The organism is Rhodococcus sp. NPDC057297, assembly GCF_042667435.1.
Taxonomy (GTDB): Bacteria; Actinomycetota; Actinomycetes; order Mycobacteriales; family Mycobacteriaceae; genus Rhodococcoides.
Genome location: NZ_JBHUZE010000001.1, coordinates 42,645 through 61,604 on the forward strand (window position 1 = coordinate 42,645; position 18,960 = coordinate 61,604).

An 18,960-nucleotide genomic window follows, 5' to 3' on the forward strand; every position below is an offset into this window, starting at 1 on the left:
GTCAGATCGGATCCAGCTTCGAGATCAACCATCGGCCGTCGACCTGATCGAGTTCGATCCGAAGGCTGCTCGATGCCGCCTTCGGATCGGGGGCGTCGGTCGAGGTGATGTTCTGGTTCACGAAGACCAGTGCGACGGCGGAATTCTCCGACGAGGACACGATCGAACTCGCCGACACCGTTGCGCTGGAGATGATTCCGCGTTCCTTGGCCGCAGGAGCGATGGATTCTGCACCGAACGCACTGTAATAACTCAGGAAATCTCCGGTGAGGAACGACGCCGCATGCTCGATATCGGCGTCCACCGAATCCGCCCTGTAGGACAGCACGGCGACCGCACCGTCGTCGGCCGCGTCACCGATCGCCGAGCGTGACTGAGGCAGTTGTTCGTCCGTACGGGTCTGCGCGTACAGGGAGGCGGTCGACGCTCCCGCACCGACGAGCGCCAGCGACAGGCCCACTGCGAATGCTCGACGACCGATCATGGCACGAACTCCACATCGGAGACCAGAATCGTCCCGTCCTCGTTGTCGAGCGTGATTCGAAGCCGCCACACTCGCGGTTCTTCCTGCGCCCCGGAAGAATTGGTGACGCTGGAGGTCGCCGCCACGAGGACACTCGCGGCACTGTCGTCGGAGTTCTCGATACCCGCTTCGGTGATCGATCCCGTCGCCCGGACGTCGGCCTGCTCTACCACCGAGACGAAATCGTCCGAGCGTTCGGCGAACTGGTCACGAAACGTTCCTGTCGACCGCTCGAGTACCCGCGCGACGTCGTCGTCGACAGTGGCTGCCGAGATGGTCGTCAAGTCGAGCACACTCTGTCGTGCGGCCTGCAGGTAACGCTGCTCCAAGTCCCTCGTGGCCTCGAACCTCATATGCTGGTGAAGCAGCACTCCCGCCGTTGCGCCGAGCGCCACCACGGCGAGCACCGCAGCCCCCACCGCCCCGCGACGCACCTGCCTCGCCGGCTTCGACGAGGCAGATTCGAGCTCGCCCGGTTCCCGCTCCGGAGTGCCCTCGCCCTCCTCGGATGCACTGTCCAGCACAGTTTCTCGCTGACTCACATCGTCACCTTCCCGGTCCGCAGAAATCCGACCGTACTACACAGTATGGAGATTCCGCAGCCGAATGCGCGAGAAAATGCACCCTTGTCCATACCTCGAAGTATGGTACGTTTCTGTGACTCGGATCGCATTCGTCCTAGGAGGCGGACCCAGACGTGATCGTCGACAATTTCCAGAGAATTCAGTACGAACCAGCTCGGGACGGCCGAGTGGAGATGCACTCGGGTCTATCGCGGCATTACCCCACCCTGCATGCCAATTTCGTTGCGCCGCAGAGCCACGATCTCGGCGTAGGGATCCTGCTCGCACATCCCACCTCGGACTTCCTGTCACACTTTCTTCTTCGTGGCTTCGCCGAGGCCGGCATGCCCATCATGGGGCTCAACACGCGATACTCCTCCAACGAGCCGGCACTACTGATGGAACGCGCCATCGCCGACCTCGGATCCGGCGTCCGGTGGATGAAGAACGAACTCGGATTCGACAAGGTGATCCTTCTCGGCTTCAGCGGCGGTGGTTCGCTGTCCACCTACTACCAAGAGCAGGCGGAGACGCAGACCGTCGAGGTCGACGGTCCCCCTCTCGTCCCGGCCGATGGCCTGATGCTCGTCGGAGCCCATTCCGGACGTGCGAGGGTCCTCAGGCACTGGATCGACGCCTCGGTCACCGACGAATCGGATCCGTTCTCCACCGACCCCGCACTCGACCTGTACGACCCCTCTCGCACTGTCCCCCTGGATCGGGACTGGGTCGAGCAGTATCGCGCGGCTCAGCTCGACCGCATCAGAAGGATCGACGACTGGGCGATTCGTGAGCTCGACACACTGTCCGCACGAGGCGCTTCGGATCATGCGTTCGTGGTGCACCGCACCGTCGCCGATCCTCGGTTCGTCGACCTGACGCTCGATCCCAGCGACAGGGAGCTGGGAAGCATGTACGGAGATCCGCAACGTGCCAACACCGCCGCAGGCGGACTTGCCCGATTCGTGTCGGTGCGGAGTTGGCTCAGCACATGGAGTTCGGATCACACCGGGGCGGACGCGTTGAAGAATCTACCGAGGATCCACGCACCGACCCTCATCGTCTCGCTGCTCGGCGACCAAGCTGCATTCGCCGACGATGCCCGAGCGATGCACGATGCCAGTCCTGATTCCACCTTGGTCGAACTGCCCGAACTCAATCACTATCTCGTCGATCAGCCGCACGGAATCGGCACCGTCACCGGCGAATGCGGCGCCTGGATGGAGAAGAACATATGACGCTCACCCAGAACGCGATGCGAGTTCCGACTGCCTTCACGTATTGGGAACACCGCCGCAACCCTCGAATCGCTCGACTCGAGGCGGCCGCGCGCCACGTGTTCGGGACGTCGATCTTTCCGAGTGACGATGTTGCCGCCGAGTTCTGCGACAGCCTGTTTCGCGGAGACACGGTCGCCGAGAACTTCGTCGACGACGTGTTCGCAGCCGATCCGAAGGGTGGGCGAGCACTACTCGAACGCGCTCTGACGGAAGGTATCGACGCGCTCGACGACGTGCCGGCCAGCATGCGGGTGCTCTTCGACGAGTTCGAGACGCTGCCGGACTGGGTGCGGCCCGAGCTCGTCGAACAGGGCGCCGCCATCTGGCGCCGCTGGGGAACGATGTTGTTCGCCGTCGCAGGCGGAATCACCCTGGAGATGTACACCGAAGCCGCCGTCGCGACACCGCTGTCTCTCGCCGGCGGGTACGCGGGCGACAACGCCCTGCGGCGCTTTCTGGAAACGTGCCAGTTCTGGGTCGATACCTCGGAGCCAGGAGCGTTGCTGCGCATCGGCTCGACCGGCCGCGCCACCGCGATGAAGGTACGGGTGATGCACGTTGCTGTCCGACGGCGCATCGACGGCCACCCGGAGTGGGACACCGAGAAATGGGGGTACCCGATCAGCCAGGGATATCAGATGTTGACGTTGCTGGGTGGCAGTACCGTGCCTGCGTTGGCGCTCCGACTGGTAGGACTGCAGACCACACCGACCGAGATTCGCGCGCTGCTGCACTTCCAGAAGTTCATGGGCCATCTCCTCGGTGTCGACGTGCGCAACTTCCCGACGACCATCGCGGACTCCCTCCGCATGACTGCCATGGTCTCGGCAGCACGAAGCTACGACGCGGGGGTGCACGGCAAGGAACTCATCGAGTCCTTTCCTGCCAGCTTCGCACCCAGACCGCACCAGAAAGGACTGGCCCGCATGCGCGCTCGATACAACTACGGAATCTACGGCGCCTACACCACACTGTTCATGGGCCCGGCGACGCGTGCGAAGTACGACATGCCCTCTGCGTTTCCGTGGATTCTGATCGTGATCGCCCGGTTCCCCCTCATCACTGTCCTCGAGCTCGTCCGGCGGACTGTTCCGAGGGCCGGACGTCGGATGGAGCGCATCGCCGATCGACATCGGCGCAGTTGGCTCCGCGCCCAGATGGACGGCCGGGAGGCCGAGTTCGACGCACAGGGAGCGTTGCGACGATGACCGAGAACCTGGAATACAGCACTGGATTCGGAAACGAACATCAGTCCGAGGCAATCCCCGACGCTTTACCCTGGGGGCAGAATTCTCCGCAGCGAGCACCCTACGGCCTCTACGCCGAGCAACTCTCCGGTACGGCGTTCACCGAACCGCGGGAGCTCAACAGGCGCACGTGGGTGTACCGAATCCACCCGTCCGCGCGTCATCCGAGATTCGAGCGCATCGACAACGGCCTCTTCCGTTCGGCTCCGCTCGCCGACGGGATACTCGATGTCAATCGATTGCGGTGGAATCCGCTCGGTACTCCGTGGCCCGACGCTGATTTCCTCGACGGTGTCCACACCATCGCCGCGAACGGCAATGTACTGGAGCGCAACGGTATCGCGGTGCACATGTATCACGCGACGAGGTCGATGACCGACAGGTACTTCGCCGACCTCGACGGTGAGCTACTCGTGGTTCCGCAGTCGGGTGGCCTCCGGCTGCACACCGAACTCGGGCTCCTCGACGTCGCACCCGGCGAGATCGCCGTGATCGCCCGCGCGGTGAAGTTTCGGGTGTCGTTGCACGATGATTCCGCCGCCGGATACATCTGCGAGAACTACGGCGCCTATTTCGCGTTGCCCGAACTCGGCCCGATCGGGTCGAACGGACTTGCCCACGCACGGGACTTCTCGTACCCCGTTGCTGCCTACGAAGATCGCACTGACGAGGTGCAGGTGATCCAGAAGTTCGGTGGGCAGCTCTGGGCAGCAGAATACGATCACTCGCCCTTGGATGTGGTGGCGTGGCACGGTACGCACAGCGCGTACAAGTACGACACGAACCGTTTCAACACGATGGGCACCGTCGGGTGGGACCATCCCGACCCGTCCATCTTCACCGTGCTCACCTCTCCATCGGAGCGACCCGGCCAAGCCAATGTCGACTTCGCTATTTTCCCGCCACGGTGGAACGTTGCCGAGCATTCGTTCCGACCACCCCACTTCCACCGCAACATCATGACCGAGTTCATGGGCCTTGTTCGCGGACAACATGATTCCAAGGCGGAAGGATTCGTCCCCGGCGGGGCGAGTCTGCACAACATGTGGGGCGCCCACGGTCCCGATCTCGAGACCTTCGACACCGCATCGAGTGCAGATTTGGTGCCGCAGAAGTTGGAGAACTCGTTGGCGTTCATGTTCGAGACACGACTCCCGTTGATCACGACGGACTTCGCCTACAACGCGAAACACCGACAGCCGGACTACGACTCCTCGTGGAGCGGCTTGCAACGACATTTCGATTCGCAGGATTCCGCAGCCACAGGAGAGTCACGATGACCACGGCCGACATCACACGACCCGTATTCGATCTACCGGAGCCGCTGCTCCGCATCGGTGGAGCCCGTGTCGGGGCCGCCGACGGTGCGACGTACACCTCGACCGATCCTGCTACCGGCGAGGTGGTCGCAGAGATCGCCGCGGCCGGCCAGGAGGACGTCGACGCGGCCGTTCGCTCTGCGCGCCATCAATTCGAGCACGGCGAGTGGTCCCGAACCAGTGGCCCCGAACGAGGAAAAGCCCTCACCCGGTTGGCAGCACTGATCGAAGCCGACGCCGAGACTCTCGCGGCACTCGAAGCCGTCGAGATGGGCAAGCTGTACCGCGATTCCGTCGGCGGCGACATTCCCTCTGCGGCCGAAGCGTTCCGGCACTTCGCCGGGTGGGCCGACAAGATCTCCGGTTCGGCGATGTCCTTGCCGAACTTCGGCCCGCAGCAACGATTCGGCTACACGGTACGGCAACCTCTCGGTGTCGTCGCGGCGATCACCCCGTGGAACAACCCGGCTCTCATCGCAGCCTGGAAGCTTGCCCCCGCCCTCGCCGCAGGGAACACCGCCGTCGTCAAGCCTGCCGAGGACGCGTCGCTGTCGACGCTGCGACTGGCCGAGCTCGCCTCCGAGGCCGGTATTCCCGACGGGGTGCTCAACGTGGTCACCGGCCTCGGTCCGGTTGCGGGGGCTGCCCTGGCAGGTCATGGCGGCGTCGACAAGGTCTCCTTCACCGGAAGTCCCGCTGTCGGCCAGTCGATTCGGAGCTTTGCGGGCGAGAGCTTCCGAAAACTCGTTCTCGAGCTCGGCGGAAAAGCACCGCAGTTGATCTTCGAGGACGCAGATCTGGAGGCCGCGATGCCCTGGATCTCGATGGGGAACTTCTACCACCAGGGACAGGTGTGTGCCGCTGGGACACGAGTCCTGGCGCACGAGTCGGTCGTCGACCAGGTCGTCGACGGACTCGTTGCCGCAGCCGAGAGCGCTGTCGTCGGAGATCCGTTCGACGACAGGTCCACGATGGGGACCATCGTCAACGCGAAGCAACTCGCTCGCATCGACGGCTACATCGATTCCGGCATATCCGAGGGCGCACAGTTGATCTGCGGTGGCAAACGTGAGCGCGGCGCCGGTTTCTACGCGCAACCCACGGTGTTCCGCGGTACCAACGACCTCACCATCGCCCGCGACGAGATCTTCGGGCCCGTCGCCACGGTGATCGGATTCCGCACCACCGAGGAAGCCGTCCAAATAGCCAACGACACGCGTTACGGCCTCAATGCGATGGTGTACTCGCAGAACATCTCTCGCGTCCACTCCGTCGTCGAGAAGCTTCGTGTGGGCACGGTGTGGGTCAACGGGTGGGGAGTTCCCGACCCAGCGCTGCCCTGGGGAGGCCGCGCAGGAAGCGGTATCGGACGTGAACTGGGCCGATCCGGACTCGACGGGGACACCGAGGAAAAGACCGTCCACATCGGCTTCGACAGCATGTGATGCCGAACTTCACCGCACGAAACGGAGATCCACAGATGACAGCTCCCGAGATCGTCGAAACCTGGAACGGGCCGGGCAGAGCCGACGCCGCCCTCACCACAGTTCAACCGCGGCACAACGGCGCGCACCCGGTGCCGGGCAGTCGCACGGGTTTCGAACACTGGTACTTCGACGCGCACCTCGACGACGGACACACCATCATCGGCTTCCTCAACCTCCGGCGGCCCGAGGAACCGGCATTGGTGGCCAAACCCAGTGTCGAGATCTTGATCTACGCGCCCGACGGAACGCGCCGTCAGATCTTCACGCGATACTCCAAGAAACACGCCTCGGCATCGATCGCTCGATGCGATGTGAGAGTGGGACCCAATCACGCCTGGGCCGAGTTCCCGCAGGACGGTCTTCCGATTCATCATCTGTCGCTCTCGGAAGAGGACGTGACGTTCGACCTACGGTTCCACAACGAGCTGCCCAGCTGGATGCCGGGCGAAGGCGAGACCCTCTTCGGGGGGACCGATGTATTCGGTTGGGTAGTCGCTGCTCCCCGTGCACGTGTCGAGGGGTCGATCACGATCGGAGCAGAGACGAAGACCGTCACCGGACGGGGGTACGCCGACCACAATTGGGGTGCAGGCGACATGAAGAGCGTCATCGATCGGTGGCACTGGGGGCGCCTGTACGACGACGACTACTCCTTGCTCTACGCACTGGTCAAAACGAAGGAGCGACTCGGAGCGCACGAGAGCCGACCGCTGATGCTGGCGTACAAGGGCGAGGTGATTCTCAGCTCCGGCGAAGCGGAAGTCTCGGAAGGGCCGATGAAGTACAACGCCGTCGCCAATCGCGCATACCCGGAGTGGCTTCGGATCGAGATCCCCGGCGTGGTGAAGCTGATACTGACCGTCGGTGCGGTAGTTCATGCACACGATCTGCTGAGCGACGTACCCGTGGCCGGCCACAAAGCTGTCCGGCCGCTGCTGTATCGACTCGTCGGACACCCCGGATACTTCCGGTTCGATTCGACCTTCGAGCTCACCGTCACCCGGAACGGTAGAACCGAAGTCCGGACGGGGAGGACATTGCACGAACTCGTGGCGCTCAACTGACCGATTCACATCACGTTGGATCGGCCGCCGGATCACCGGCGATCGAATCGATGATGTCCGCCAGGGACATCGGTCGTCCGAGGTGGTAGCCCTGAGCCAGCTCGGCTCCGGATTCCACCGCGACAGCCGACAACCTCGCGTCCCCCACCCCCTCGATGACTGCAGTGGTCTCGAGGGCGTGTGCGAGCCCTACCGCTGCTTCGAGTATGCGTTCCCCCCGCGAGTCCTCGGCCGCGCGTTCGGTCAGCGAGCGGTCGATCTTGATGATTCCCGGTTTGAGTTGGCCGAGCAACTCCAAATTGGAGTAGCCGGTACCGAAGTCGTCGATACTGATCGTTGCGCCCAGTCTCTGTAGAAGAGTGAGAACACCGAACGCGCGGTCACCGGGTGTGAGGGTGATCTGCTCGGTGACTTCGATGACGATCTTCTCGAACCCCGCTGCCGGGCGCCATCCTAGGAGTCTGTCCATCAGGTCGCGCTCACGTAGTTCAGTGGCTGACATGTTGACCGCCACGCGTGGATGGTCGGCTCCGAACCGTTCGTGCAGTGTACCGACGTCCTCGATGAGGCAGTCCAGTACGAGATGGCCGAGGGCGCGGAGTTGGCCGGTGTCGGCCGCGATATCGATGAATTCGCCCGCACTGACCAGCTCACCGTCTCGCCTCCACCGAACGAGAGCCTCGATCATCGCTATGTCACCGGTCGCGATCGAACGAATCGGTTGGTAATGCAGCTCGAAATCGCGGGACCTCACCGCCGCTGAGAGCTGGTGGCGCACAGTTGCACGCGCGTCGGCATCGCGGTCCATCTCAGTAGTGAAGTAGACGTGTTGGTCGCGGCCGTTCTGCTTTGCCGAATACATTGCGACGTCTGCGTTGTGGAGCAACTCGTCAGCTGTGTTGCCGTCGGTCGGTTGTACGGCTATTCCGATGGACGCCGACACGAAGGCGTGGGACTCGTCGACAACGATCGGCTCGCGTACGACATTCAATATTCGGTGAACCAGACTGTCGAGAGCATCCAGATCGTCTGCGCGACTGACCAGTATTGCGAACTCGTCACCTCCGAACCTTCCGATCAGGTTGTCCTTGCGCACTGCGCCTTTCAGACGATGGGCGACGACACCGAGAACCAGATCACCGTTCCGATGGCCCAACCTGTCGTTGACTTCCTTGAAGCCGTCGAGGTCGATCCACAGCACCGCGGACGGGTCGTTGCTCGCAGCGACCACATCGGTGGCACGGGCACGAAAGAACGTGCGCGTGAGCAGGCCGGTCTGCTGATCGAACTGCTCATGCGCGGCCAGCTCTGCACTCAGACGGCGCAACCGCGAACTGTCCTGTACGACGACAACGGATCGACCCACCCCGGCACCGTCGACGAACTCGACAGAAGCCGGAACAGTGTGTCCGTCAGCGCGAACCAGCGCGCGATTCGTCGGTGCCCGGTTCTCGTTGTCGTGCCGAATCGACGGTATGAGACTGGACAGGATGCGCCCTTCGAGCGCGTCGGCGGTGTATCCGGTCATGGCTTCGATCACGGGGCTGACCCGCTCGATCCGCCCCCGACCGTCGACCAGGAGCAGACCCAGGGACGAGTTGAGAAACAGCGACTCGATGAGCTTGGCTTGGCCGTCGATACGCGCCGCGAGCTCTTTCTGATCCGAAATATCGAATGCGCTGCCCACTCGCACCGGCGGCGACCCGTCGGGTGGTTGCATATAGGCGGCCGACTCGTCGATCCATCGGATCGTGCCGTCCGGTCGGATGATTCGGTACTGAATCTGCCAACTCTGGTCCGTCGACGCGGAGACCGCAGCTACACGCTCGCGATCGTCGGGGTGCACTGCAGCCCGGAGAAGCGACGGGTCGGCCAGGACGCGGGTGCGGTCCAGACCGTACAGCTCCTCTACTCGGCGGGTCAGGAGGGTCAACACTCCGGACGTGTCGCGTTGCCAGACGAGTTCTCGAATGGACTCGGTCACTATTTCGAGGTTGGTCAAGGCCCGTTCGCGCGCCCGCCGCTCGGCTGTGATGTCGCTGACGTCGATGACCACGACGATGACGCCGAGGATCTCGCTGTTGTCTCCGCGATAGGGCTGCGTCTGCATCAGCAAGTCACGCTGGTCGCTTTCGAGCTCGATGAGTATCGAATCCCCGCCCAATGTTCTCTGCAGCGCGTCGTCGAGTCCGGGAACGGTGATGGCCGTCGGGACCGCACTGAGAGTCCGTCCGATGTCCGACGGTATGAGCGAGAACAGACGTACCGCCAGGGGCGTGAACCGAGTGACGCGGAGGTCTCTGTCGAGCAGGACCAGTCCATTCGTGAGGGAACTCTGAATATTCTCCAGATCGATGTTCGCACGCGTCAATTCGGTTCCGCGCGTTGTGAGCTCTTGGTTCAGCGTCGTCAGTTCTTCGTTGGTCGCTTCGAGTTCTTCGTTGGACGCCTGCACTTCCTCGGACGACGCCTGCAGCTCCTCCGACGATGCCTGCAGTTCCTCGTTCAGGGCTTGCAGTTCCTCGTTGGCTGTGCTGAGGTCCTCGACTGTCGCCTGGAGTGCGTCGTAGACGGTCTCGAGTTCGTCGCTGAAATCTACTGCAGTACCCACTGTTTCCGGATCCGGGCCGACGTGAAGGACCGGTTCGGAGTCGAAGGCAACAATCGCGCCATCGCCGCTGCCGTCGGCAAGGGAGGAGCCGATCCGGGTGACCGATATCCGGGTAGTTGCCTCGTCGGATCGAATCGTTCGGGTCGTCGCTTTCGGGGCACTGTGCTGAACTTGGCTGAGCATGGCACGAACCGTCGCGCGGTATTGCTCCTTCAGAAGGTCGACGACACTGCCACTGTGTACGCCTTCGCTTATCGTGCACCACTTCCCGACATCACCGACCACCTCGATGAGGATCGACCTGTCGTCGACGATAAGCGCCGCGGGCACCACGGATCTGACGATGTCGCGGTAGAACTCCCGATCGGCGACGGAAGTGTGCGTCGAAACATCCACCTGCTCGGCTTGTTTCGGTGAACGGGTGAGCGGGAAGACTCCGCGTAGTGGAAGCCCGAGCACACGGAGATGCTGACGCCTGCGATACAGGCGGCGATCGGGATCGACGACCGTGAACGCCTCATCGGTACGTGGAACGCGTTCGCTCTGACCGAGCAGCAGCAACCCTTTCGGATTCAGGGCGAACTGGCACAGATGTAGAACTTGCTCCTGGAGTCGCGGTTGAAAGTAGATCAGCGTGTTGCGCAGGGAGATCAGATCGAGGTTGGGAAACGGCGGGTCGAACGCCACATTGTGACGAGCGAACACGATGCTCTCGCGCAGTGCAGGAAGCATTTCCACAGTGCCGTCGACTATGCGCGTCCACCGGCGACGATAATTCTCAGGAATCTCATCGGCCTCGCTCGATGGGTACTTACCGGCTCGCGCGACATTCAAGGCGTGCTCGTCGAGGTCCGTGGCGAAGATCTTCACACGACTGGACAGTTCGTCGGCTTCGATACCGAGTACGTCCGCAGCCAGCATTGCGATTGTGTAGGCCTCTTGACCACTTGCGCAGCCGGGCACCCAAATTCGGACCTGATCGGATCCCGATGCTTCGACTGCTGTGCGTAGATGCTCGCGGATACCGTCCCAGACATCCCGGTCACGAAAGAACGCTGTCACGGTCACGAGAAGCGCCCTCGACAGTGCCGATGCCTCGGTGGGAGCATCACGCAGAAGAGTGGCATACGAGCTCGCGCTTCCGATGTTCAGAAGTCTTTGTCGCCGGGCGATTTGACGTTCCAGTGTCGAGGTCTTGTATCCCGAGAAGTCGAGTCCGGTCTCTGCGTGCAATGCCTCGAGAATGTCGTCGAGGTGCGCCGGACCGAGATGGACGGTATCGGCGAGGTCATCTGTGAGTGAACCGCCGTAGTCCATCAGTGTGTTGTTGTCGAGGTAGCGCTTCAGTTCACGGGGGATGTCCTGCGCCGGTGCCTCGATATCCACCGATCCAGTTGCAAATGTGGCCGCCGGCATCGGCTCGAAGGCCGCTGTTGCCAGTTCTTGTACCGCAACGAGACCGCCGGCTGACTCGACGGCCTCGACTCCCGACGCTCCGTCGTTTCCGGTACCGGACAGGACGACGGCGACAGACCTGTCCTCGAACGCCCGCGCCGCGGAGATGAACAGACGATCGATACTGGGCCACGGCCGAGTGTTCGCACTGGGGGCTTCGATTGCGATGCGATGACCATCGACCAAGATGTCGTGGCCCGGTGGTGCGATGAAAACGGTGTCCGCGCGAAGTGGAGCCCCGTCGACAGCTTCGACGACCTGCAGGTCTGTCGTACGATCGAGAATGTGGGCAAGCTCGCTGGCCTCTGTCGGCGCCATGTGCTGGGCTACCACTACGCACCAGCCAAGGCCGACCTCGACTACTCCGAGCATCGACGTCAGAGCGTCGAGCCCACCAGCTGAACTACCGACAACGATCACCCGCAATGTCGGCACGGTTTCATCCGAATCCTCGCGCACAAGGCTCCCCTTCGAACGACCCACCCGACGGCCTAGAAGGGCCTCGAGCACCTCACTCTGCCATACTGGCGCACCGCGCAGTGTGTCGCACGGACAATGACCGGGGCAACATTCGAGGCGAGTTTTCCAACAGTGTTCGAACGCCGCCGCGTTCGACCTACTTCGTGAGCACTGCGTCCAGAACGTCCCTCGCCCGTGACCGCAGCCACGCGTGCGGCGGGTCGCTGTCGTTGCGTCGGTGCCACAGAATGTGGACGGGACTGCCTGGCAACTCGAACGGGAGACTTCTGGCGACGATCCCGAACCGCCGCATTGGGGCGGCGCACATGCCTTCCGCTACTACGGCAACGAGATCCGAGTCCGATACAAGTTCCAACGCCGAGGAGCTCGTCGGAACAACCGCGCACACGCGTCGATCGAGGCCTATGCCCCCCAGGACCTCGTCGACGCGGTCTCGATCACGCCCTCTCCTCGACACGATGACATGTCGAGCGGAAGCGAACGACGCCGCCGTGACAACGTCCGACGCGAGTGGATTCCCTGGCCGCATCGCAGCTACCACCCTGTCTGTTCCCACGAATGTCGACGAGATGTCCGGAGCAGGAGCGCTGGTGGCTCCGATATCGAGATCGACACGCCCACGCTGCACATCGAGGTCGTCGTTCGCGGCCTCTGCCACGAACCGTATGGAAACCTGAGGCATTGCGTCGGCCACCATATCGAGCAAACGCGGCGCGAGCGTGCCGAGGAGCGCATCGTGACACCGGACGACGAACGTCCTGTCGACTCGAGCGAGGTCCACCTCGCGCCGGGGAGTCAGTAGAGCACTCGCGCGGCGTACGAGATCACCGGCCTCGTCTCTTATCTCCAGAGCACGGGGGGTCGGCGCCATCGTTCGGCCCGATCTCACGAGAATGTCGTCACCCGTCGCACGTCTGATTCGCCCCAGGGCACGACTCATTGCCGGGGCTGAGAGCCGCATCCGATCGGCCGCACCCTGGACGCTGTTCTCTTCGAGCAAAGCATCCAGGGCCAGTAGCAAGTTCAGATCCACATGCACGAGGGTAAACTAGTAGTTTCCAATATTGCACTGGAGTTAACTGTTCCCGGAGCCTAACTTGGCGACATGGACATCTCCAGCACACTTCTCTCTCAGGTCGAGGAGGTCGCACACGCCGCAGGCGAGACGCTCCTGACCTTGTTCGATCCCGACAGCCGCCCCACCGACCGGACCCAATTGTTCGACGCCATGCGCCGGAACGAGGACGCGGTCTCCGGCCTAAGGGATGAACTCGCCTCGCTTCGACCGAGTGCCCAGTGGCTGCCGGACACTCTGTCGTCCACCTCGCTACCGGACGGCGAGTGGTGGGTTGTCGACGCGGTGGAAGGAAACGTCAATCACGTCCACGGATCCGGCGAGTGGTGCGTGACGGTCACACTCGTCGTCGACGGCGCTCCCACACTCACGGTGGTTCGGCAACCGATCGGAGACAGGACCTACACCGCGGTCACCGGCGGCGGCGCGTACCTGGGCACTACCGAACTTCATGTGGCTCGCAAGCGCGACCTCGCCGACGCCGTTGCTCTCACCGGTCAGGCAGAGCACGGACAGACTGACACTCACCAGGCGATATCTCGGTCGGTCGAGGCACTGCTGGGCCAGAGCTTGTTGGTGCGCGCAACCGTGCCGTCGACCTTCCCACTTCTGTCCGTGGCGGCGGGCCACGCCGACATCTTCTGGCAATATCGCCCCACGCTCCCCGGCGTGGCAGCCGGACTACTTCTCGCCACCGAAGCCGGCGGAATCGCAACGCGAATCGACGGGACCCCGTGGCACCCGGGAAGCGCCGACATTCTCGTGTCCAATAGATCGCTCGCGCAACAGGCTTCGGCCACCCTCTCCTCCATCTGATCGATCGAAAAGGCAGCAAGTCATGCACATCACCATCCTCGGCGCGTCGGGCGCTACCGGACACCAGCTGACCGGGCAAGCACTCGAACGCGGACATACCGTTGTCGCCATAGCGCGCGATCCCGGCCGAATCGCCCTTCCTGACGCCCCGCACCTGACGAAGGTGTCGGCCGACGTGTTCGACGCCGAATCCATCGAGCGTGTCATCGACCCCGGCACCATCGTGATCTCAGGTCTCGGGGTCACCACAGGTGGTGTCGGAACCCTCGACGCAGGCGCGCGAAGCATCATCGCCGCCCGACCATCCCGAATCATCTGGCTCGGCGCCTTCGGAACGGGTACCTCAGGCGAGGCCGCCGGCGCGTTCACCCGATGGCTACTGCGTCGCGTCATGGGAAAAGAACTGCCCGACAAAGTAAGTGCAGACGCTGCGGTGCTCGATGCGGGAGGAACCGTCTTCCATGCTGGACCGCTGACCGACAAACTGCGTGCAGACACATGGAAGACAGTTGAGCTCGCAGATGCCCCACGAAGGATCTTCCCCGCGACAATCAGCCGCGCAACCGTCGCCGCGGCGATGCTCGACGAAGCCGAGAGCTGCGCCTTCCCCGGAGTAACAGTGATCCCTGTGCGCGGGTGAAACCCTGCGGGAGCCTTCGACACTTTCAGCCGCACCGCAGGCTGCGTCGAGTGACTGTCGAGTCGGTCCGGAAACGAGAATGCCCCGAACTGCATCGCTGCAGCTCGGGGCATTTTCTTCTGTGCGCCCGAAGGGATTCGAACCCCTAACCTCTTGATCCGTAGTCAAGTGCTCTATCCGTTGAGCTACGGGCGCGTGCTATTCAATTGGTCTTGCTGGCCGGTAGAACTCTACCAACCGTGGCGGAGGCGAGAGGATTTGAACCTCCGGACCCGGTGAAGGGTCAAGTCATTAGCAGTGACTCCCATTCGGCCGCTCTGGCACGCCTCCTAGGCTGCCGGCCCTCTCGGACCGCCGAGGAAGAAGATTACACATGCCTACACGGTTAACGCAAAACGGCTGGTCAGCGAAGGAATGAGTCGAACCAGTCGAAGATTCGGGTCTGCGCTTCGACGAGGGCAGCCGCCGTCGGATCCCCGTCCTCGGCACTACCGGGTGACGGCGGGGCATCAGCTCGGTGACCGAGTCCGCCGTAACTGACCACATTGGTTGCCACGGACGCTTTCGTCGCCGCCTCCCGAAGGCTCTCGATGTGCTCGGGTGGGGTCTTGGGGTCGTTCTCGCCGTACAGGCCGAGCCACGGCGCCTGAAGCGACGGCGCGGCTTCGACGAGCGCGACGGCGTCGTCGTTCAACGGCTCGAGAATCCCGGCTGCGGCGACGCTGACAGCTGCACCGATGGGACGATTGGTGGCGACGATCAGCGCGGCGGTCCCAGCGTCGTCGAACCCGATGACGCCGACGCAGTCCGGATAGACGCCTCGAGTGGTGAGCCAGTCGAACGTGGCGTCGAAGTCGGCGAAGAGGTTCTCGCCGAAGACCTCGTCGCCGTCGGTGTCGGCGTCGCGATGGAAAAGGTCAGGAGCGACGGCCAACCAACCCTCCAGCGCGAGGGCGCGCAACAGATCCAGCAGCGACGCCGGGATCTCGCGGGACTCGTGCAGGACGACGATGCCGCCGCGCACACTGCCGTCGGGCTCGATGGCGGTGAGGGGGACTTTCTGCTGCACCGCAGGTGGTTGCTCGGTGTCGGCTTCCACCACACCGGGGTCGACATCGATTCGGAGCACTGCCACATCCGTGAAGATTCCCGACATGAACCCAAACTAGTGCGCTCGTGCGGTGCTCGCATCAATACCGGCGGACACACAGAAAAAGCACATGAACGCCAGGCGCATAATGTGAGCCGTGACCGCTCGCATACGCACCGACCTCGACGCCATCCCCGCCTACGTACCCGGCCGCAACTTTCCCGGGGCGATCAAGCTGGCCAGCAACGAGACCACCCAGGGGCCGCTGCCGAGCGTTCAGGCGAAGATTCTCGAAGCCGCGGCAGGCGTCAACCGCTACCCGGACATCCTCGCCACCGAATTGGTCGCAGCCCTCGCCTCGGAATTGAAAGTCGCACCCGAGAACGTCGCGGCAGGCAACGGCTCCGTCGCACTCTGCCAGGAGGTCGTCCAGATCACCTGCGGACCGGGTGACGAAGTGGTGTTCGCGTGGCGCTCGTTCGAGGCGTATCCGATCATCACCCGTGTCGCCGGAGCAACCCCCGTGCAGGTACCGCTCGACGCGAACCACGTCCACGACCTGGACGCGATGCTCGCGGCGATCACCGACCGCACCCGTGTGGTGTTCGTCTGCAACCCCAACAACCCGAGCGGCACGGTGGTCCGTCGTTCGAAGCTCGAGCACTTCCTCGACGCCGTGCCTGCGCATGTACTCGTCGTGCTCGACGAGGCCTACTTCGAGTACGCCCGCGAGAACCCCGAAGGCGATTACACCGACGGAGTCGAGTTGGCCCGTGGTCGTCGTAACGTGCTGGTCCTGCGTACTTTCTCCAAGGCGTACGGACTCGCCGGGTTGCGCGTGGGCTATGCCGTCGGCGATCCGTCGATCATCACCGCTCTCGGCAAGGTGCGCATCGCATTCGCCGTCAACTCCATTGCACAGCAAGCCGCCTTGGCATCGCTGGCGTCCAAGGACGAGCTTCTTGCCCGCACCGATGCGCTGGTGGCGGAACGTGAGCGCGTACGAAACGCGCTGATCGGATACGGCTACGACGTAGCACATTCCGACGCGAACTTCGTGTTCCTTCCGCTCGGCGACCGCTCCGGCGCCTTCGCGGAAGGGTCGGCCGAGGCCGGAATCCTGTTGCGTGCCTACGGAAACGATGGCGTGCGGATCACCATCGGTGACCCGCACGAGAACGACGCATTTCTGAACTACGCGGCGACCGCGGCCCTCTAGAGGCCCAGAGCCCGCTCGAGCGTCGGCCAGGACTCGCGTAGATCGTCCTGCCAGTACACCCACTGATGAATGCCGTAGGGGCGATAGACGACGGTCGCGTCGATGTCGAGTGAGCGCAGCCGCGTATCGAACAGAGTGGTGCAGTAGAGCGCAGCAGCCTCGAGCGGGCCACCCTGCGCTGCTACCTCCAGTCCGCTTCCACCGGGGCCGAGCTCGTACGGACCGGGCAGTCCGGTACCGACGGAGATGTAGACATCCTTGCCGCGCAACGCTTCTGCATTACGCGATGGATCGTGCTCGACCCAGCGGAGGTCGGCGTTCTCGCCCCACATGTTGGTTGCGTTGCCGCCGTTCATCGCGACCGTTGCGCGCACTGCGTCCTTCAAGTTGTTCTGCGAGTTGTCGTAGCACCCGCTCAGCCCCGCGACGCCGGTGTAGAGATCCGGGTGACGGGTGATGAGATCCATCGCGGCCTGTGCGCCCATGGACACACCGGCGATAGCGTTGGTGCCGTTGCCGGAGAACCGCGCGTCGATCAGCGGTGGGAGCTCCTGCGTCAGGAACGTCTCCCACATGTTCACACCGAGGATGGGGTCCGGAACGTTCCAGTCGGTGTAGTAGCTACTCGAACCACCCACCGGCAGAACGACGTTGGCGTTCTTGTTGGCGAAGAAGTCGACGATGTCGGTCTTCTGCGTCCACGTGCTCTCCGCGTAGTTGGATTCCTTGCCTGCGCTGACGCCGTCGAGCACGTACAGCGTGGGCCGGGAGACAGCTTGCGCGGCGGGAAGCAGAACCTGAACCTGGACGATCTTGCCCATTGCAGGCGAGTCCACGAAAACCGCTGCACGACGATCGGTCAACATCTCGACCTTGTCGATACGCGCAGATGTGGCGGGCGAAGACTGCGAGAACGGTGCCGGGGCCCCCTCCGAGCTACCGGTCCCGGGGAGCGGCTGGGCAGACACCACACCGGACCCGAGTATCGACAGCGCGATACCGGTTCCGAGCGCTGCCAGAACACGACGGTGCATTACTGATCCATCCTCCCCCGTCACCCCGTCTCCGGCGCAACACGAACAACATCTGTTCCACAAGGTAACTCACCGGTAGGCAGCCGTGCCGCGAGCTGTGGTTCCGCTCACAATAGTCGTAAGGAGGGTCGTACAAAAGTTCTACGAGTTGTTTGGGACTCGTCCCAAAGGCCGCATGAGCAGGGCCGCAGCGAAGAAACACAGTGCACCGACGAGCGTCCCCAGATTCGCCATCGATGCGTTCGCCGGATCCCCGGTCGCAGGCCTGATGAATGCCCCCACCGCCGAGAAACCGAACGCGATCGAACCGATCATGTTCAACCACGTGCTCCGCCAGTTACGAGCATGCGGATCCCACAATTTGTCCGTTTCGGTGGTCGCTACGACAGCGAGCGTGCTCGCAACGAGAAAAGCCGCCGAGCCGAACACATCGGGACGCCACACCCACTTGTCCGCCTGGGCCGCCGTCAACCCGGCCACCAGGGCAACACCCGTGCTCACGTTGAACAGAACGGTACCCACCAACTGCACCGCAGCCGCCCACCAGTCGAAGTGCTCCACCTTCTCCGACTCCGAACCGGGTACCGGGCGCCCACTGAGCCTCAACGCGATGAAACCCGACGCGGTGAAGAACAACGAACCCACGAAGTAGGTGACGTTGTCGACGTCGACCCCTACCCAGTGCCCATACGCAGGCACCGCGGCCAAACCGAACAGCAGCGAACCGACGACGAACCCCCACGACTCCCGCCGCAGCCCCTGCGCATTCACCGGCCGATTGTCGCGGGCTCCGCCCAGGCAGTCCTCACCCGTCGGGGATGGTTATCCGCGTCCGGTTTCGCCCTGCAGTTTGTCGATCATTTCCGACGCCTGGGCTTTGGTCAGATCGGCCGGCACGTCCTCGCCTGCTTCCTGCGCCAGCGTGTTCAAGTAGCTTTCCTGCGGACCGGTGATCGGCTCGTCGCCGGTCACCCACTGATCGGGATCCTTCTCGGGGTTCTGGTTGACCTGCTCGTTTTCGCTCATACGTTCGTATACGCACGAGCGTCGGATTCCA

Annotated in this window: 16 protein-coding genes and 2 tRNA genes; 8 read left to right on the forward strand and 10 right to left on the reverse strand. The window is 63.2% G+C overall.

Annotated elements, in window-relative coordinates; translation table 11 throughout:
• Window position 1: 1 nt before the first annotated feature.
• Both ACFULT_RS00205 and ACFULT_RS00210 read right to left on the reverse strand, forming a co-directional pair.
• Window positions 2-484: a hypothetical protein gene (locus tag ACFULT_RS00205; RefSeq protein ID WP_378480294.1), complete on the reverse strand. Its 483-nt coding sequence runs from the start codon at window positions 482-484 to the stop codon at window positions 2-4.
• Window positions 481-1,065 carry a hypothetical protein gene (locus tag ACFULT_RS00210; RefSeq protein WP_378480295.1) on the reverse strand — a complete coding sequence of 195 codons (585 nt, stop codon included), beginning with the start codon at window positions 1,063-1,065 and terminating at the stop codon, window positions 481-483. The genes ACFULT_RS00205 and ACFULT_RS00210 overlap by 4 nt, the downstream gene beginning before the upstream one ends.
• Before the next feature lie 155 nt (window positions 1,066-1,220).
• Here ACFULT_RS00210 and ACFULT_RS00215 point away from each other — a divergent pair, with 155 nt between their 5' ends.
• Genes ACFULT_RS00215 through ACFULT_RS00235 form a run of 5 tightly spaced genes read left to right on the forward strand, consistent with a single transcriptional unit; the run spans window position 1,221 to window position 7,483 of the window.
• Window positions 1,221-2,324, forward strand: a complete 1,104-nt coding sequence (locus ACFULT_RS00215) for an alpha/beta fold hydrolase (RefSeq protein ID WP_378480296.1) — start codon at window positions 1,221-1,223, stop codon at window positions 2,322-2,324.
• Window positions 2,321-3,574 (forward strand): oxygenase MpaB family protein, encoded by a 1,254-nt coding sequence (locus tag ACFULT_RS00220; protein ID WP_378480297.1) that lies wholly within the window; start codon window positions 2,321-2,323, stop codon window positions 3,572-3,574. The genes ACFULT_RS00215 and ACFULT_RS00220 overlap by 4 nt, the downstream gene beginning before the upstream one ends.
• On the forward strand, window positions 3,571-4,893 hold the full coding sequence (gene hmgA, locus ACFULT_RS00225) for a homogentisate 1,2-dioxygenase (RefSeq protein ID WP_378480298.1): 1,323 nt from the start codon (window positions 3,571-3,573) through the stop codon (window positions 4,891-4,893). Before ACFULT_RS00220 ends, hmgA begins: the two co-directional genes overlap by 4 nt.
• Entirely contained in the window at window positions 4,890-6,377 is a 1,488-nt protein-coding gene (locus ACFULT_RS00230) for an aldehyde dehydrogenase family protein (RefSeq protein WP_378480299.1), read from the forward strand. Before hmgA ends, ACFULT_RS00230 begins: the two co-directional genes overlap by 4 nt.
• 35 nt (window positions 6,378-6,412) lie before the next feature.
• The gene (locus ACFULT_RS00235) at window positions 6,413-7,483 is read left to right on the forward strand and encodes a lipocalin-like domain-containing protein (RefSeq protein WP_378480300.1); all 1,071 of its coding nucleotides are present in this window, start codon (window positions 6,413-6,415) and stop codon (window positions 7,481-7,483) included.
• 10 nt (window positions 7,484-7,493) lie between these two features.
• On the opposite strand, the gene ACFULT_RS00240 is transcribed toward ACFULT_RS00235, so the two are convergent.
• The gene (locus ACFULT_RS00240; RefSeq protein WP_378480301.1) at window positions 7,494-11,984 is read right to left on the reverse strand and encodes an EAL domain-containing protein; all 4,491 of its coding nucleotides are present in this window, start codon (window positions 11,982-11,984) and stop codon (window positions 7,494-7,496) included.
• 181 nt (window positions 11,985-12,165) lie between these two features.
• Window positions 12,166-13,062 (reverse strand): LysR family transcriptional regulator, encoded by an 897-nt coding sequence (locus ACFULT_RS00245; protein WP_378480302.1) that lies wholly within the window; start codon window positions 13,060-13,062, stop codon window positions 12,166-12,168.
• 72 nt (window positions 13,063-13,134) lie between these two features.
• Here ACFULT_RS00245 and ACFULT_RS00250 point away from each other — a divergent pair, with 72 nt between their 5' ends.
• Both ACFULT_RS00250 and ACFULT_RS00255 read left to right on the forward strand, forming a co-directional pair.
• A complete protein-coding gene (locus tag ACFULT_RS00250) occupies window positions 13,135-13,920 on the forward strand; it encodes an inositol monophosphatase family protein (RefSeq protein WP_378480303.1) in 786 nt (261 codons plus the stop codon).
• A gap of 22 nt (window positions 13,921-13,942) precedes the next feature.
• A complete protein-coding gene (locus ACFULT_RS00255) occupies window positions 13,943-14,560 on the forward strand; it encodes an NAD(P)-dependent oxidoreductase (protein WP_378480304.1) in 618 nt (205 codons plus the stop codon).
• Between the two features lie 122 nt (window positions 14,561-14,682).
• Here ACFULT_RS00255 and ACFULT_RS00260 read toward each other — a convergent pair.
• From ACFULT_RS00260 to ACFULT_RS00270, 3 genes are all read right to left on the reverse strand, one after another.
• Window positions 14,683-14,755 (reverse strand) — tRNA-Arg (locus ACFULT_RS00260).
• 45 nt (window positions 14,756-14,800) lie between these two features.
• A tRNA-Ser gene (locus ACFULT_RS00265) sits at window positions 14,801-14,890 on the reverse strand.
• A gap of 73 nt (window positions 14,891-14,963) precedes the next feature.
• On the reverse strand, window positions 14,964-15,716 hold the full coding sequence (locus tag ACFULT_RS00270; protein WP_037111628.1) for a dienelactone hydrolase family protein: 753 nt from the start codon (window positions 15,714-15,716) through the stop codon (window positions 14,964-14,966).
• A gap of 91 nt (window positions 15,717-15,807) precedes the next feature.
• Between ACFULT_RS00270 and hisC the strand changes: the two genes are divergently transcribed.
• Window positions 15,808-16,869: a histidinol-phosphate transaminase gene (gene hisC / locus ACFULT_RS00275; RefSeq protein ID WP_378480305.1), complete on the forward strand. Its 1,062-nt coding sequence runs from the start codon at window positions 15,808-15,810 to the stop codon at window positions 16,867-16,869.
• On the opposite strand, the gene ACFULT_RS00280 is transcribed toward hisC, so the two are convergent.
• The 3 genes from ACFULT_RS00280 to ACFULT_RS00290 form a co-directional block, all read right to left on the reverse strand.
• Window positions 16,866-17,903: an alpha/beta hydrolase gene (locus ACFULT_RS00280; protein WP_378480306.1), complete on the reverse strand. Its 1,038-nt coding sequence runs from the start codon at window positions 17,901-17,903 to the stop codon at window positions 16,866-16,868. The genes hisC and ACFULT_RS00280 overlap by 4 nt on opposite strands.
• A 141-nt stretch (window positions 17,904-18,044) precedes the next feature.
• Entirely contained in the window at window positions 18,045-18,674 is a 630-nt protein-coding gene (locus ACFULT_RS00285; protein WP_378480307.1) for a hypothetical protein, read from the reverse strand.
• A gap of 51 nt (window positions 18,675-18,725) precedes the next feature.
• Window positions 18,726-18,929 carry a DUF3072 domain-containing protein gene (locus ACFULT_RS00290; protein ID WP_037111620.1) on the reverse strand — a complete coding sequence of 68 codons (204 nt, stop codon included), beginning with the start codon at window positions 18,927-18,929 and terminating at the stop codon, window positions 18,726-18,728.
• Window positions 18,930-18,960 lie beyond the last annotated feature (31 nt).